At 71.8% G+C, this 15203-nt stretch carries 14 protein-coding genes; 8 read left to right on the top strand and 6 right to left on the bottom strand.

Translation table 11 applies throughout. The features are described 5' to 3' along the window. Positions 1-56: 56 nt before the first annotated feature. The 5 genes from ABZ928_RS46910 to ABZ928_RS46890 all read right to left on the bottom strand — a co-directional run bounded on the left by ABZ928_RS46910 (position 57) and on the right by ABZ928_RS46890 (position 4601). A complete protein-coding gene (locus ABZ928_RS46910) occupies positions 57-845 on the bottom strand; it encodes an SDR family NAD(P)-dependent oxidoreductase (RefSeq protein ID WP_361534075.1) in 789 nt (262 codons plus the stop codon). A gap of 288 nt (positions 846-1133) precedes the next feature. Continuing rightward, complete coding sequence (locus ABZ928_RS46905; protein ID WP_361534072.1) at positions 1134-2048, bottom strand: SDR family oxidoreductase; 915 nt, start codon at positions 2046-2048, stop codon at positions 1134-1136. Between the two features lie 138 nt (positions 2049-2186). Beyond that, positions 2187-2816, bottom strand: a complete 630-nt coding sequence (locus ABZ928_RS46900) for an MBL fold metallo-hydrolase (protein WP_361534069.1) — start codon at positions 2814-2816, stop codon at positions 2187-2189. Continuing rightward, positions 2816-3904 carry an S-(hydroxymethyl)mycothiol dehydrogenase gene (locus ABZ928_RS46895; protein WP_361534066.1) on the bottom strand — a complete coding sequence of 363 codons (1089 nt, stop codon included), beginning with the start codon at positions 3902-3904 and terminating at the stop codon, positions 2816-2818. Before ABZ928_RS46895 ends, ABZ928_RS46900 begins: the two co-directional genes overlap by 1 nt. A 118-nt stretch (positions 3905-4022) precedes the next feature. Beyond that, positions 4023-4601 carry a transketolase gene (locus tag ABZ928_RS46890; RefSeq protein ID WP_361534063.1) on the bottom strand — a complete coding sequence of 193 codons (579 nt, stop codon included), beginning with the start codon at positions 4599-4601 and terminating at the stop codon, positions 4023-4025. 219 nt (positions 4602-4820) lie between these two features. On the opposite strand from ABZ928_RS46890, the gene ABZ928_RS46885 reads away from it, so the two are divergent. From ABZ928_RS46885 to ABZ928_RS46870, 4 genes are read left to right on the top strand one after another with little or no spacing between them, the layout of a single operon-like run. Beyond that, entirely contained in the window at positions 4821-5585 is a 765-nt protein-coding gene (locus ABZ928_RS46885; protein ID WP_361534060.1) for an isopentenyl transferase family protein, read from the top strand. Next, positions 5582-6898 carry an FAD-binding protein gene (locus tag ABZ928_RS46880; protein WP_361534057.1) on the top strand — a complete coding sequence of 439 codons (1317 nt, stop codon included), beginning with the start codon at positions 5582-5584 and terminating at the stop codon, positions 6896-6898. Before ABZ928_RS46885 ends, ABZ928_RS46880 begins: the two co-directional genes overlap by 4 nt. Continuing rightward, positions 6895-8397 (top strand): TIGR00730 family Rossman fold protein, encoded by a 1503-nt coding sequence (locus ABZ928_RS46875; RefSeq protein ID WP_361534054.1) that lies wholly within the window; start codon positions 6895-6897, stop codon positions 8395-8397. Before ABZ928_RS46880 ends, ABZ928_RS46875 begins: the two co-directional genes overlap by 4 nt. Positions 8398-8425: 28 nt before the next feature. Beyond that, positions 8426-10180 (top strand): ABC transporter ATP-binding protein, encoded by a 1755-nt coding sequence (locus ABZ928_RS46870; RefSeq protein ID WP_361534051.1) that lies wholly within the window; start codon positions 8426-8428, stop codon positions 10178-10180. Here the strand turns inward: ABZ928_RS46870 and ABZ928_RS46865 are convergent. Next, a complete protein-coding gene (locus ABZ928_RS46865) occupies positions 10177-11010 on the bottom strand; it encodes a (2Fe-2S)-binding protein (RefSeq protein WP_361534048.1) in 834 nt (277 codons plus the stop codon). The genes ABZ928_RS46870 and ABZ928_RS46865 overlap by 4 nt on opposite strands. Positions 11011-11195: 185 nt before the next feature. On the opposite strand from ABZ928_RS46865, the gene ABZ928_RS46860 reads away from it, so the two are divergent. The 4 genes from ABZ928_RS46860 (at position 11196) to ABZ928_RS46845 (ending at position 15203) form a co-directional block, all read left to right on the top strand. After that, positions 11196-12191 (top strand): iron ABC transporter permease, encoded by a 996-nt coding sequence (locus tag ABZ928_RS46860; RefSeq protein ID WP_361534402.1) that lies wholly within the window; start codon positions 11196-11198, stop codon positions 12189-12191. Continuing rightward, entirely contained in the window at positions 12188-13201 is a 1014-nt protein-coding gene (locus ABZ928_RS46855; protein ID WP_361534045.1) for an iron ABC transporter permease, read from the top strand. The genes ABZ928_RS46860 and ABZ928_RS46855 overlap by 4 nt, the downstream gene beginning before the upstream one ends. Then, entirely contained in the window at positions 13198-14058 is an 861-nt protein-coding gene (locus ABZ928_RS46850) for an ABC transporter ATP-binding protein (RefSeq protein ID WP_361534042.1), read from the top strand. Before ABZ928_RS46855 ends, ABZ928_RS46850 begins: the two co-directional genes overlap by 4 nt. 125 nt (positions 14059-14183) lie before the next feature. Continuing rightward, complete coding sequence (locus ABZ928_RS46845) at positions 14184-15203, top strand: iron-siderophore ABC transporter substrate-binding protein (protein WP_361534039.1); 1020 nt, start codon at positions 14184-14186, stop codon at positions 15201-15203.

The following is a 15203-nucleotide window of genomic DNA, read 5'->3' as shown; positions in this document are numbered from 1 at the left end:
GACCACGCTGCCCGACGGCGACCGCGAAGAACAAGTGAAAAGATCTACATCAGTACTTAAGCGTTCCTACGGAATCGCCGGAACCCGGTGTCGCCCGCGGTGATCCCGCCGTCGACCGGCAGGGTGGCCCCGGTGATCCAGGACGCGTCTCGGGAGGCGAGGAAGAGGATGGCCGCGGCGATGTCCTCGGGTTCGCCGACGCGTCCCAGGGGATACAGCTCGCGCAGAGTGTCGAGCTCCTCATCGCGGCCCTCCCAGGCGCTGGTGCGCACGGTGCCGGGGGCGACGAGGTTGACGCGGACGCCCCGGGCCGCGGCGTGTCCGGCGAGGGTACGGGTGAGGGAGCCCAGGCCGGCCTTGGCGGCGCTGTAGGCGTGGTTGCCGAAGTCGGACAGGCCGTTGACGGAGCCGACGTTGACGACGGCGCCGCGACCGGAGGCGGCGAGGTGCGGGAGGGCGGCCCGGCAGCAGCGGTAGGCGCCGGTGAGGGTGATGTCGAGGTCGGCGGCCCACTCGTCGTCGGGTTCGTCCTCGAAGAGCGGGGCGTCCGGGGTGCAGTGGAAGGCGTTGTTGACCAGGACGTCGAGCGAGCCGAAGAGGTCGACGGCGTGCGCGACCGCCGCCTCCACCGCCCCCCGGTCCCCCACGTCGCACCCGAACGCCTCGGCCGCCAGGCCCTGTTCGCGCAGGCTCGCCGCGGTCTTCTCCGCCGCGGGCACGTCGATGTCGGTCACCAGTACCCGCGCCCCCTCCGCGGCGAACCGCCGTGCGGTCGCGGCGCCGATGCCGCGGGCCGCGCCGGTGATGAGAACTCCGTACCCCTCGAAGCGCGTGGTGTCCGTCATGGCCTCGCACCGTAGTGCCCCGTCGGTCAACTGGGCAGATACCGCGCGCCCATGTCCGCGTTCCTACAGCAACTGCCCGCGCTGCTCGGTGTCGTGATCGGCGCACTCGGTTCGTATCTGGCGGTCGTCCGGACGTGACGGCTACTACGCCGCCGTACGCGACGACTTGGCGCTGCCACCCGGACTGTCGGTGCGGAGGCAGCTCCCGTCCGTGGATCAGCCCTGATCTCGGAGGTGGCCGGTTGAACCCACCGGCAGCCAGTCGATCCCACCGATAGCCGGCTGATCTCACCGGTAGCCGGCCGTGTCCGCCGGTTTCCCCGCGTCCTGGACCTCCACGAGATAGCGCCAGGCGTCCGGGCGGCTGCCGTCGAGGTCGGTGAAGCCGTAGGTCCGGGCGAGGGCGCCGCTGGAGAGGGACTCGCCGTTGAAGCGGGCCACGTCGGGGTCGGCGGCCAGGGCGGCGACGGCGCGGCCGACGTAGCGCGGGGTCTCCGAGATGGCGAAGTGGGGGACGCGGTCGAGGGCGTCGCGCCAGTTGTCCTCGCGGACGCCGAAGTTCTCCAGCATCATCTCCGAGCGCAGCCAGCCCGGGGTCAGGGCGACGGCGGTGGCTCCGCGCGGGCCGAGTTCATGGCCGAGGGCGAACGCCATGCGCAGGACGGAGGTCTTGGCGAGGTCGTAGAAGAAGGAGTTGCGGTAGGTGGTGCCGTTGTACTCGGCGGTGCCGTCCGTCATCTCGACGACCAGGCCGCCGGGGTGGCGCAGCAGCAGGGACAGGGCGTGGTGGCTGGTGATCGCGTGGGTCTCGACGGCGAGGCGGAGCAGCCGGAGTCCGTTGTCGAGGTCGTGCTCCCAGACGGGGTTCTCCCATTCGAAGAGCTTCTCGCCGCCCCAGATGTCGTTGACGAGCACGTCGAGGCGGCCCTGTTCGTCCGCGATGCGGTCGACGAGGGTGCGGACCTGTGCGGGGTCGAGGTGGTCGGTGGGTACGGCGATGCCCTCGCCGCCCGCCTCGGTGACCAGGGCGGCGGTGTCCTCGATGGTCTCGGGGCGGTCGTACTCCGAGCGGCTGGTCCGGGTGCTGCGGCCGGTCGCGTAGACGGTGGCGCCGGCCGCGCCGAGCTCCACGGCGATCCCCCGTCCGGCGCCCCGGGTCGCCCCGGCGACCAGTGCGATCCTGCCCTTCAGCGGTTGTGACATGTCCGGCCTCCCGTGTGTCCGTCGTTCACACCACCGTGCCGGGTAAGCCGGACATCTTCTGTCACCTTTTCGCAAGGTCACCCGGTTCTTCGCAAGGTCACCCGGTCGCCTGCCTAGTGGCCCCGCGTGATCGCCTTCCTAGTGGCCCCGCGCGATCCACTCCTCCAGATGCGGGGCCTCCGCGCCGATCGTCGTGGGGTCGCCGTGTCCGGTGAGGACCTTTGTCTCGGGTGGCAGGGCGAGCAGCCGGTCGCGGATCGAGTCGATGATCGTCGGGAAGTGGGAGTAGGAGCGGCCGGTGGCACCGGGGCCGCCCTGGAACAGGGTGTCGCCGGTGAAGACGGCGCCCAGGGCCGGGTCGTAGAGGCAGACCGCGCCGGGTGCGTGGCCCGGGGTGTGCAGTACCCGCAGATCCGCGCCGGCCGCCTCGATCACCTGGCCGTCCTGGAGGCGGGCGTCGGGGTCGCGGTCGGGGTGGGTCTGCTTCCACAGCGGCAGGTCGTCGGGGTGCAGCCAGATCGTGGCACCGGTGAGGTCGGCCAGGGCGGGCGCGGCGTCGATGTGGTCGTTGTGGGCGTGGGTGCACACGATCGCCGTGAGTCTGCGGTCGCCGACGGCGGCGGCGATGGCCTCGGCGTCGTGGGCGGCGTCGATGACGATGACCTCGTGGTCGTCGCCGACGATCCACACGTTGTTGTCGACGTCCCAGGTGCCGCCGTCGAGGCTGAACTGCCCGGAGGTGACGAGGTGTTCGATGCGGACGGCCATCAGAGCGTCACCACCGAACGGAGGACGTCGCCGTGGTGCATGCGCTCGAAGGCCTTCTCCACGTCGCTGAGTTCGATGGTCTCGGTCACGAACGCTCCCAGGTCCAGGCGGCCTTGCAGATGCAGGTCGATGAGCATCGGGAAGTCCCGGGAGGGCAGGCAGTCGCCGTACCAGGACGATTTCAGCGAGCCACCGCGTCCGAAGACGTCCAGGAGCGGCAGTTCCAGCTTCATGTCCGGCGTGGGGACTCCGACCAGGACGACCGTGCCGGCGAGGTCGCGGGCGTAGAAGGCCTGCTGGTACGTCTCCGGGCGGCCGACCGCCTCGATGACGACGTCGGCGCCGAAGCCGCCGGTCAGTTCGCGGATCGCCTCGACGGGATCGGTCGCGCGCGAGTTCACCGTGTGGGTGGCGCCCATCGACCGCGCCTTGTCCAGCTTGGCGTCGTCGATGTCGACGGCGATGATCCGCGCCGCGCCCGCGAGCCGGGACCCGGCGATCGCCGCGTCCCCGACCCCGCCGCAGCCGATGACGGCGACCGTGTCACCCCGGCCGACGTTGCCGGTGTTGATCGCGGCGCCGATCCCGGCCATCACCCCGCATCCCAGCAGCCCGGCCACCTGTGGCGCGACCGACGGATCGACCTTCGTGCACTGCCCGGCCGCCACCAGGGTCTTCTCCGCGAACGCGCCGATGCCCAGCGCCGGGGCGAGTTCCTGGCCGGTCGAGGCGAGGGTCATCTTCTGCCGGGCGTTGTGGGTGTTGAAGCAGTACCAAGGACGCCCGCGCAGACAGGCACGGCAGTTCCCGCACACGGCACGCCAGTTGAGGATCACGAAGTCCCCGGGCGCCACGTCGGTGACGCCCTCGCCGACCGCCTCCACGACACCGGCCGCCTCATGGCCGAGCAGGAACGGGAAGTCGTCGGAGATCCCGCCCTGCTTGTAGTGCAGATCGGTGTGGCACACCCCGCACGCCTGCACTTGGACGACCGCTTCGCCCGGCCCGGGGTCGGGCACCAGGATCGTCTCCACCCGGACCGGCTCGTCCTTGCCCGGTGCGATCACGCCGCGAACTTCCTGCGCCATGGTGGTGAACCCTTCGGTAGAGCGGTGTCCGTCCTTTCGACCCTACGTGCAACTGATCAGTAACGGCAGGTGAGCGGTCCCGCCGGGAGCCGCGGCCTCAGCTCAGGAAATGCCCGTCTCACCTCAGGAAATCCCGTATGGCCCGCCCCAGCGCCGCCTCGTCGCGGACGTCCGCCCCGCCCAGGGCCAGCAGCCGGTGCGGTACGTGGACCAGGGTCCGGGCGACCTCCCGGGCCGAGGTCCCCGCGAGGCCGGGCTCGACCAGCACCACGTCCGCCCGGTCGGCGGCCAGCGCGGCGGTGCGCAGCCCGATCTCGTCGAAGGGCCGGACGGTGGTCGCGTAGAGCACGGCCAGATCCAGCCCCTCGGTGGCGCGCAGCACCGGGTCGAGGGTGGCCCCGACGGCGGCGACCACGCCCTCGAGGCCCTCGCGCACCAGCTGGAACCCCTCCGCCGTCGCGCGCGGAGCGCCGTTGGTCTCGGCGGTGACATGCACATACGCCCGTTCCCCGTCCCGCACGGCCGCCAGGACCGCCCGCCGTGCCTCGTCGGGGTGGCCGGGGATGTGCACGGTCCAGCCCGGGGTGGCGGCGAATCGGGTCAGTTCCTCCATGGCTCCGTAGCCGATGAGGACGGTGCCGTCGGTCGGAGCCCCGGGGAGGGGCTCGGTGGCGGCGAGCAGCATGTCGGATCGCATGGAACGGCCTCCGGGTGAGAATTCTCTGCCGATGCGTCAAGAATTCGTCAGGAAACGTCTCGACGCTCTCTCATATCGTTCCGGATTCCCCGGACTTGAGCCGCGCACCCCAGGTATTTCAACCCTTTAACAGGCTCACAGGAATGTGGGCGTCTCTTTGCCCGGTCAAGATGTCCGCCTGGTTCTTGTCCACGGCTCTCCGCGTTTACGTTGCCGTACATGACTGATACGCCACCCACTCCACATCCATTGGTCCATCTCATCGCCGGGCCGACCGGGGTCGGCAAGAGTGCGGCGGCCACGCGCCTGGCCCGCGAGACGGGGGCGCCGATCGTGGTCGCCGACCGTCTCCAGTGCTTCACCGACCTGGCCACGACGAGCGCCCGTGCGGGGGCGGAGGTGCCGGGGGTGTGCCGGTACTGGCTCGGGGACCGTACGTTCGCCGACGGTGATCTGAGCGCGGTGGCGGCGACGGACGCGCTGGTCAGGCTGGTGGAGGAGCTGGGCGGCCGGTATCGGCTGGTGATCGTGGAGGGTGGTTCGATCTCGTTGCTGCGGGAGCTGGCCGCCCGCCGGGCCGAGCTGTCCTGGCGGCTGACGGTGCGCCTGCTGTCCCCGCCCGGGCCGGACGAGTACGTCGCGGCCCTCACCCGCCGGGCGCGCGAGATGCTCGCCCCGGACGGACCCGGCCGCGGTCTGCTCGCGGAACTGGCCGCGCTCTGGCACGAGCCGCGGCACCGGCTGCTCGCGGCCTCCGTCAACGGTTTCGAGGCCGTCCTGGAATGCTGCGCCAAGTACGCGCTGGATGTGGAAAGCCTCGACGAACAACCGCCTCCCGAGCGTGTGCTGGAACGGATGGCCGCGCTGATCGCCGAACGGCACGCCGAGCACGGCTTTCTGCAACATCGGGTGTTCTCCGAAATTTTCGACAGTCGAATACCGGATTCCGGATTCGACGAACGCCATTGGGAGCGTGTGGCGTGAATACGACTCACGAGGGCACGACACCCGCCTCACGCGATTTCGGCCATATCGTCGAATCCCGTCCGCTCGGTGTGCTGACCGCGCGTTCCTGCGCGGCGGTCGGCGAACTCGTCACCTTCGCCGGATCGCACGGACTGCCGGTCGCGGCCCGGGGCCGCGGGCACGCCCCCTACGGACAGGGGCAGGCACACGGCGGGTACGTCGTCGACATGGGTGCCTTCGACGAGGTGCGCTGTGTGCCGGGCGACCGGACCCTGGTCGCCGGAGCGGGCGCGACCTGGAACGAGGTCGTACGGACCGCGCTCGCCGAGGGCCTCGTGCCGCCGGTGCTCCCCGACCATCTGGGGGCGAGTGTCGGCGGGGTGCTGAGCACCGGCGGGTTCGGCGCCTCCAGTCACCGCTGCGGTCTGGTCGCCGACTGGGTACGGGAGCTGGAGGTCGTCACCGGTACCGGCGAGCGGCTGATCTGCTCGCCCGAGCAGCACCCGGACCTCTTTCACGCGGTCCTCGCCGGCCTCGGCCAGTGCGCGCTCGTCGTCCGGGCCACCCTCCGTCTGGTGCCCGCCCCCGAACTCGTCCGCCGCTACCGCCTCTACCACGACGACCCCGGCACCTACTTCACGGACCAGCGGCGCCTCGCCCGCGACAGCCGCTTCACCCATGTCGCCGGACAGGCCCGCCCGGCGCTCGGCGGGACCTGGCGGTACATGATCGAGGCGGTGACCCCGCACGACGGCCGACTGTCCTGCGTGGACGACCTGTTGATCGGCGACCTGGACCACGACCGGGACACCGAGGAGATCGAGGATCTGTCGTTCGCGGAATACCTGCACCGCCTCGACCGCGACGAACGTCTGCTGCGCGCCACCGGCGAGTGGGACCGCCCGCACCCCTGGCTGACGCTGCTGCTCCCGGAGGCGGCGGCCGCGTCCTTCGTCCCGGCGGTGCTGGCCGAGGCCGATCAGCGGGGCCTGCGCTGCTGCGGAACGGTCCAGCTCCGGCCGCTGTCGGGGCGCGCCCTGCGCACACCGCTGCTGCGCAGGCCGCCCGGTGAACTCCTGTGCCTGCTCTCCCTGATGCGCACCGCGCCGCCCACGGACCCGGAGACCGTACGGCGGATGGTCGCCGCCAATCGCGTCCTGTACGAGCGGGCCAGGGCCCTCGGCGGTGTCCTGCACCCCGTGAGCGCGCTGCCGATGACCCCGGACGACTGGCGGGTCCACTTCGGCCCCGTCTGGGCGGACCTCGCCCGCGCCAAGGAGCGGTATGACCCGCACTCCATTCTGACCAGGGGGTACGGACTGTGGGCGTGAGTGCCGTGACCGTCTTCTGCGGCGCCTCCCCCGGTCAGCGGCCCGGCCATCTGCGGGACGCCACCGCGCTGGGCCGGGTCCTGGCCGAGGCGGGGATCCGGCTCGTCTACGGCGGTGCCCGCACCGGTCTGATGGGCGCCGTCGCGGACGGGGCGCTGGCCGCCGGGGGCGCGGTGACCGGGGTCGTGCCGCACGCCATGCTGCCGTACGAGCTCACCCATACCGGGCTCACCGAGCTGGAGGTCGTCGCGGACCTGCATCAGCGCAAGGCGCGGATGGCCGCGTCCGGGGACGCGTTCGTGGCGCTGCCGGGCGGGCTCGGTACGGCGGAGGAGCTGCTGGAGGCGCTGTCCTGGGGGCAGTTGGGCCTGCACGGCAAGCCGTGTCTGCTGCTTGACCCGTCCGGGTTCTACCGTCCGCTGCTGTCCTTCCTCCAGCACGCCCGCGACGAGGGTTTTCTGCGCCCCGGGGATCTGGAGCGGATCGTGGTGTGCGGGTCGGCCGAGGAGGTGGTGGCGCGGCTGACGAGCATGCCGCCGACGGGCCCGGCGGCTCGGGTGCCGCGGGGCCGCACCGCGTTCCTGTTCTCGGCGGCCGGGTCGCAGCAGCCGGAGATGGGGCGTGAACTCCACGCCGGTTCACCGGTGTTCGCGGAGGCGCTGGACGAGGTGTGCCGCCTCCTCGACCCGTATCTCGAACTGCCCTTGCGGGACGTGATGTTCGCCCCGGCCGGGACACGCGCGGCGGCGCTCCTCGACCGGGTCGTGTTCGGCCTTCCGGCGATCTTCGCGGTGCAGGTCGCCCAGTACCGGCTCCTGGAGAGCCAAGGGCTGCGCCCCGGCGTGCTGTTCGGCTACTCGGCGGGGCATCTGGCGGCGGCGCACGCGGCGGGGGTGTTCTCGCTGCCGGACGTCTGCCGTGCGGTCGGCACACTGTCGCGGCTGATGGGAGAACTGCCGGAGGGCGGGAGCATGGCGGCGGTGGAGGCGGCCCCGCGGGAACTGCGTCCGGCGCCGGGCGTGGTGGTCGCGGCAGTCAACGGGCCGCGGTCGGTCGTGGTGTCCGGGGACCGCGCGGCGGTCGCGGCGGTGTGCGAGGAGTGGTCGGCGCGGGGACGGCGCACCCATGTGCTCCGGGTGGACGCGGCCGCGCACTCCCCGCGGTTCGAACCCCTCCTGGCCGCCTACCACCGCACCCTGCTCACCATGGAGCTGCACGTCCCCCGCATCCCGCTGTTGTCCGACACCACGGCGGAGCCGATCACCAAGGCGGCCACGGAGCCCGGCTACTGGGTCCGCGCCCTGCGCCGGCCGGTCCGTTTCGCGGACGCGGTCGCCCGGCTGCGCGCCGACGGCACGACCACCTACCTGGAACTCGGACCGGGCGAGGTCCTGACCGGAATGCTCGACGCCTGCCTCCCCCGTGGCGCCGAACGCCCCCTGATCCTGTCCGTGACACGGAACTGGCGAGCCTTGCGCGAGGGGGCGGACGTAGCCTGAATGCTCCGCCCGACCCGCAAGGAGCGCCGTGAGCATCGCCGCGACCGAGCAGGCCCCGCCGACCTGGCGGCTGCTCCTCGGATACGTCCGCCCGCACCGCTGGGCCCTGCTGGCGGGCGCCCTGCTCTCCCTGGTCACGGGCGCCACCGGACTGCTGCTTCCGCTGGTGGCACGGAAGTTGATCGACGACCTCTCCCACGACCGCACCATCACCGGCGCGTTGCTCGTCATGTCGGGCCTGGTGGTGGCCAACGCGGCGCTGGGAGCGCTGGGTTCGTACGTGCTGCGGCGCACCGCGGAGTCGGTCGTGCTCGGGGCGCGGCGCGCGCTGTCGTCGTATCTGCTGCGGCTGCGGATCACCGCCGTGGACCGCAGCGAGCCGGGTGACCTGATGGCCCGCATCACCTCGGACACCACCCTGCTGCGCGAGGTCACCACCGACTCCCTGGTCGGTCTCGGCACCGGCGGGCTCACCCTGGTGGCCACGGTGGTCATGATGGGCCTGGTCGATCCGGTGCTGCTGGGCGTCACCCTGGCCGTCATCGCGGGCGCGGCGACCGTCCTCGGGCTGATCGTGCCGCGCATCAACCGGGCCAGCCGGCGGGCACAGGACGCGGTCGGGGTGATGGGCGCCTCCCTGGAACGGATCCTGGGCGCGCTGCGCACGGTGAAGGCGTCCGGCGCGGAACACCGCGAGGAACGCACCCTGCACGAGGCGGCCGAGGAGTCGTGGCGGCAGAGCGTACGGGCCGCCAAGTGGTCGGCGGCCGCGGGCAATACGGCGGGACTCGCGATGCAGATCGCCTTCATCACCGTCCTCGCGGTGGGCGGGGCACGGGTGGCGACCGGCGCGATCGACGTCGGCACACTGGTCGCGTTCCTGCTGTACGTCTTCTATCTGATGTCGCCGATCCAGCAGGTGGTGGGTGCGATCACCCAGTACCAGACGGGCTCGGCCGCGCTCGCCCGTATCCAGGAGGCGCTGCGGCTGCCCGCCGAACCGGCCGGCGCGCCCGCCCCGTTGCCCGCCACCGGCGCGGAACCCGCCCAACTCGCGTTCACCGACGTGCGTTTCCGCTACGCCGACGACCTGCCGTACGTCCACCACGGCGTGACGTTCGCCGTGCCCGCCCAGGGGATGACGGCGTTCGTCGGCCCTTCCGGCGCCGGGAAGACGACGGTGTTCTCGCTCATCGAGCGGTTCTACGACCCCGAGTCCGGCTCGATCACCCTCGACGGCCGCGACCTCGCCGACTGGGAACTGCCGCGGCTGCGTTCGGCGATCGGGTACGTCGAGCAGGACGCGCCGGTGCTGTCCGGGTCACTGCGGGACAATCTCCTGCTCGGCAACCCGGAGGCCGACGAGGCCGCGCTGGCACGGGTGGTGAAGACGACCCGGCTCGACGGTCTGGTCGCACGCCTGCCGGGAGGCCTGGACACCCTGGTGGGCCATCGCGGCACCAAGCTGTCCGGCGGCGAGCGTCAACGCGTAGCCATCGCCCGCGCGTTGCTGCGCCGCCCCCGGCTGCTGCTGCTCGACGAGGCGACGTCACAGCTGGACGCGGTCAACGAGGCGGCGCTGCGGGACACGGTGTCCGATGTGGCGCGTACGACGACGGTGCTGGTCGTCGCGCACCGGCTGTCGACGGTGACGATGGCGGACCGGATCGTGGTCATGGACGCGGGGCGAGTACGGGCGGTGGGGACGCATCGGGAACTGGTCGAGTCCGACCCGTTGTACGCGGAACTCGCGGCGACGCAGTTCCTGGCGACCGCCGGCTAACTCTCCAGTCTCCGCAGCCTCTCCGCGTCGCTCGTGCGCGGGCACGTCGAGCAGGCCTCGGCCGGGCGGATCGCGTAGAACATGCAGCAGCCGGTGCGGGTACGGGTGGCGTGCCGGCTGCCGTCGTCACCCACCAGATAGCGGAAGTCGGCGCCGCTGGGGTACGGCGGCACCGGGATCGGCAGGACCTCGGTGGCGGCCCTGATCGCGGCGCCCTCCTCGCCCAGGGTCCGGCCGAGGTACCAGATCGCGGAGACGAGGTCGTCGGAGACCATGCCCCACAGGGCGCGTGAGCGGCGGCGGGCGACGGGGGCGATCGCGGCGAGGAGCGGGCGCATGTGTTCGGCGAGGGACATGCGCAACTGGGCCCGCAGCTGGTCCTCCTGAGGGAGTGTCAGTACACCGGGGAGTGCGGTCATCGTGTCCTCCGGCAGACAGGCGAGTTCGGTGCCGGGGGCGATCTCGTACGTCCCGGAGGCGAGGTCGAGGCGGAGGTCCTCGGGGCGGATCCGGGGCACCCGTCGTTCCAGGTGCCAGGCGCCGCCCATCAGCATGCCCACCGTCCAGGCGTAGTCGTGCAGGGCGCGGGACGCGGCGACGTCCGGGCGTACGGCGACGCCGTGACGGTCTCGGACGCGGGCCGCCTCGGCTTCGACGAACGCGTCCAGTGCGGTGCGGTCGGATGCCAGCTCGGCGGCGGAGAGGGCGACTTGAGGGGTTTCCGTGATCCGTACGTCCAGCACTTCGCAGATTCCTGCCAGCCGTCGGTACACCTCACCGAGGGCTCGCGCGACTGCACCGTCCGGTGAGGTCTTCAGGGCCACGGACATGAGCGTGCTCCAGTGCGGGGGAGTTTCAGTAGAGTCTTAATAGGCAAGCCTTACCTTAGCTTGATCAAGGGACTCCCACGTCAAAGCCGCTCAAAGGAATCCCACAGTCAGTTGAAAAGTAAAGCAAGCCTCACCTAAGCTCACGCCTCGTGACTGCGACCCATCGGGGCGCACCCCCCACAGGTGTGCCCTTCCGTGCCTTCAGGCACATACCGCTCCTTCTGACCGGCCTCGCGGCCCTGACCCTCTGCACCGCCCTGAGTCTCGCCCTCGGCGCCCGTTCGGTGCCCCTGTCCACCGTGGCCGACGCCCTGTTCGGCCACGCCCACGGCCGGGACGCGCTCGTGGTGACCGGGCTGCGGCTGCCGCGTACCGTCATCGGCCTCGCGGTCGGTGCCGCGCTCGGCGTCGCCGGGGCCGTCGCCCAGGGCATCACCCGCAACCCGCTGGCCTCCCCCACGACCCTCGGCATCAACGCGGGCGCGGGCTTCGCGGTCGTCGTCGCGATCTACGCCCTCAAGCTCAACGACCCCGTCGAATATGTGTGGTTCGCCTTCGCGGGAGCCGCGGCCGCCGCCCTCTTCGTACAGGCGCTGGCCCGGCGCGCCGGGGACATCGACCCCGTACGCCTCGCGCTCGGCGGCACCGTGCTCCAACTCGTGCTGCTGTCCTGGACGTCCGCGGTGATGCTCCTCAACCAGCGCACCCTCGACGAGGCACGCTTCTGGCTGGCCGGCTCGCTGTCGGGGCGGCCGCTGGACACGCTGTGGCCGGTCCTGCCGACCCTGCTGCTCGGGATCGTCGTCGCACTGGCCGTCTCCCCCGCGCTCAACGCCCTCGCGCTGGGCGACGATTCGGCGCAGGCGCTGGGTGTTCCGGTGGCCCGGATCCGGCTCGCCGGCGGTGTCGCGGTGGTCCTGCTCGCCGGGTCCGCGGTCGCGGTGGCCGGGCCGATCGCCTTCATCGGGCTCGCCGCACCCCATCTCGTACGTCCGCTGCTCGGCGGCGACCACCGGCTGCTGCTGCCGGGTTGTCTGATCGCCGGTCCGCTGCTGCTGCTCTCCGCCGATGTGCTCGGCCGGATGGTGATGCGCCCCTCGGAGCTGGAGGTCGGCATCGTGACCGCGTTCCTCGGCGCGCCCCTGCTGGCGCTGCTGGCCCGGAAGGTGGCGACCCGATGAGCCCCGCGACCCGCCGCACCCGCGTCCTGCTCCACGCCGTCTCCGCGGCCGCGGCGCTGTTCGTCCTGCTCACCGTCTCCCTGACGACCGGTGAGATGCGGATCCCCGCGCTCACGGCGCTGCGCGCGCTGGTCGGGCTCGGCGACGCGGGGGACGTCCTCGTGGTGCAGCAGTTCCGGGCGCCCCGGTCCATGGCGGCGATCGTCGGCGGCGCAGGGCTCGGGGTGGCGGGGTGCGTGCTGCAACGCCTGTTCCGCAACCCGCTGGCCTCCCCCGACGTCATGGGCGTGACCGGCGGCGCCTCGCTCGGCGCGGTCGCGCTCATCGCCGCCGGGGCCTCGCAGACCCTGATCCCGCTCGGGGCACTGGGCGGCGGCCTCCTCTCGGCGCTGCTGCTCGGCGTGTTCGCCTGGGGCTCGGGACTCGCCGTGACCCGCCTGGTCCTCACCGGACTCGCGGTGCAGGCGGGCCTCGCCGCCGCCGTGAACCTGATGATCGTGCGCTTCCCGGCCGAGCTCGCCGGCTCCGCGCTCCAGTGGACCACGGGTTCGGTGTACGGGCGGACGTGGACGGACGTGTGGGGAGCGGGCGGCGCCATGGTGCTCGCGCTCGCCGCCGCCTTCGTACTGCACCGCCGGCTGGCCGTGCTCGACCTCGGTGACGACTCGGCGGGCGCCCTCGGCCTCAACACGGCCGCCGCCCGCCTCCAACTGCTCTTCCTCGCCGTCGTGTTGGCGTCCCTGGCCGCCGCGCTCGCCGGTCCGGTGACGTTCGTGGCGCTCGCGGTGCCGCACATCGTGCGGTTCGTCACCGGACCGCCGACCGCCGCGTCCCTGGCGCTGGCCGGTCTCACCGGGGCGGTGCTGCTGCTCGCCTCCGACCTGGTGGTGCAGCACCTGCTGCCGATCGAGGGGCTGCCGGTCGGCGCGGTCACCGCCACGCTCGGCGCGCCCTGGCTGCTGGTGCTGATGTTCCGGCAGAGCTCGCCCGTGAAGAGGAGTCACGCATGAAGGCCGCACCGGAGAACCGGATGGACACCCTCAATCAGCTTGCCACCCAGTCCCTCGACCTCCGCTACGGCGACCGTGTCGTCGTCGGCGGCCTCGACCTCACCCTCCCCGGCGGGGCCGTGACCGCGATCGTCGGCCCCAACGCCTGTGGCAAATCGACCCTGTTGCGGGGGCTGAGCCGACTGCTCGCCCCGGCCGCCGGTACGGTCACGCTCGACGGCTCCGACATCCACCGCATGTCGGCCAAGTCCCTCGCCCTGCGCATGGGTCTGCTGCCGCAGCAGCCGGTCACCCCCGAGGCGATCACCGTGGAGGCACTCGTCCGGCTCGGCCGCTATCCGCACCAGCGGCTGCTGAGCCCCTGGTCGGCCGCCGACCAGAAGGCCGTCGACGAGGCCCTGGAACGCACCGGCACCACGGCCCTGCGCGACCAGCCGGTGGACCGGCTCTCCGGCGGTCAGCGCCAACGCGCCTGGATCGCCCTGGCGTTGGCCCAGGACACCGAGCTGCTCCTGCTCGACGAACCCACCACCTTCCTCGATCTGCGGCACCAGCTCGACGTGCTCGACCTGGTGGCCGCCCTGCACGCCGAGGCGGGCCGCACCGTGGTCATGGTGCTGCACGACCTCGGACAGGCCGCCCGTTACGCGGACCACATGGTGGTCCTCAAGGACGGCCTGCTCGCCGCCGCCGGAGCCCCGGCGGACGTCCTCGACGCGGAGCTGGTCAAGTCCGTGTTCGACGTGGACTGCCGGGTCATCCCCGACCCGGAGACCGGCACCCCGCTGGTCATCCCACTGAGCCGGCGGGGCGCGCCGGTGTCGAGGGTCCGAGCGCGCGGAGGCCCGGAGGGCTGAGCACGGTCGGGCCCTCGACACCGGCTCAAAGCGCCCCGTTGGCGAACAGTCAAAGGGGCGCAGCGCGGTACGGCACTCCGCCGCCACCGTCTGATCAACTCCTACCCGGAAAGAACCAACCCCCCATGTCCCACCGCTTCGCCATGCCCGGAATCCGCCGGATTCTGGCCCCTCTCCTGGCCGTCACCCTCGGTACGGCCGCCCTGGCCGCGTGCGGAAGCTCGGAGTCCGACGACTCCGCCGCCGCGAAGCCCGCCGCCGACACGAGCGGCGCCTTCCCGCGCACCCTCAAGACCGCCATGGGGGACGTGAAGATCCCCTCCCAGCCCAAGCGGGTCGTCGTCCTCGACACCGGTGAGCTGGACGACGTCACGCTCCTCGGCATCGACCCGGTCGGCGCGGTCGCCCCGCACTTCAAGACCGAGGGCGGCTTCCCGACGTATCTCAAGGGCGAGTTGAAGAACACCGCCGATGTCGGCCCACTCCTGGAGCCCAACCTGGAGAAGATCGCCTCGCTGAAGCCCGATCTGATCCTGTCCTCCAAGATCCGGCACGAGAAGGTCTACGACAAGCTCAGCGCCATCGCCCCGACCGTCTTCACCGAGACCACCGGCGGGGTCTGGAAGGAGAACCTGAAGGTCCACGCCGAGGCGCTGGGCCTGGAGAAGGAGGCCGCGGCCAAGCTCAAGGAGTACGAGACACGGGCCAAGGCGCTGGGTGAGGCCATCAAGAAGAAGGACGGCGGCACCATGCCGACCGCGTCCGTGGTCCGCTTCATCGCCGGTCCGACCCGCCTCTACCAGTCCAACTCCTACAGCGGTGTCGTCCTGAACGACATCGGCTTCAAGCGGCCGTCCTCGCAGGTGTCCGACGACCCCGAGGTCACGATGAAGGACGTCAGCCCGGAGCAGATCGACCAGGCCGACGCCGACCTGATCTTCGTCACCTCCGCCGACGTGGACGACAAGACGCAGAAGAAGCAGGTCACTTCGAACCCGGTGTGGAAGTCCCTGCCGTCCGTCAAGAACGGCAAGGTCTTCGAGGTCCCGGACGAGACGTGGATGTCCGGCATCGGCGTCCAGGCCGCCGAGCAGATGCTCGCGGACGTCGCGAAGGCCACCGGCGTCGCACTCCCCGCCAAGTAA

It is taken from the genome of Streptomyces sp. NPDC046909, assembly GCF_040644695.1.
GTDB lineage: Bacteria > Actinomycetota > Actinomycetes > Streptomycetales > Streptomycetaceae > Streptomyces.
Note: the sequence above shows the minus strand (reverse complement) of the source record. Positions and strands in the feature narration are given on the sequence as shown.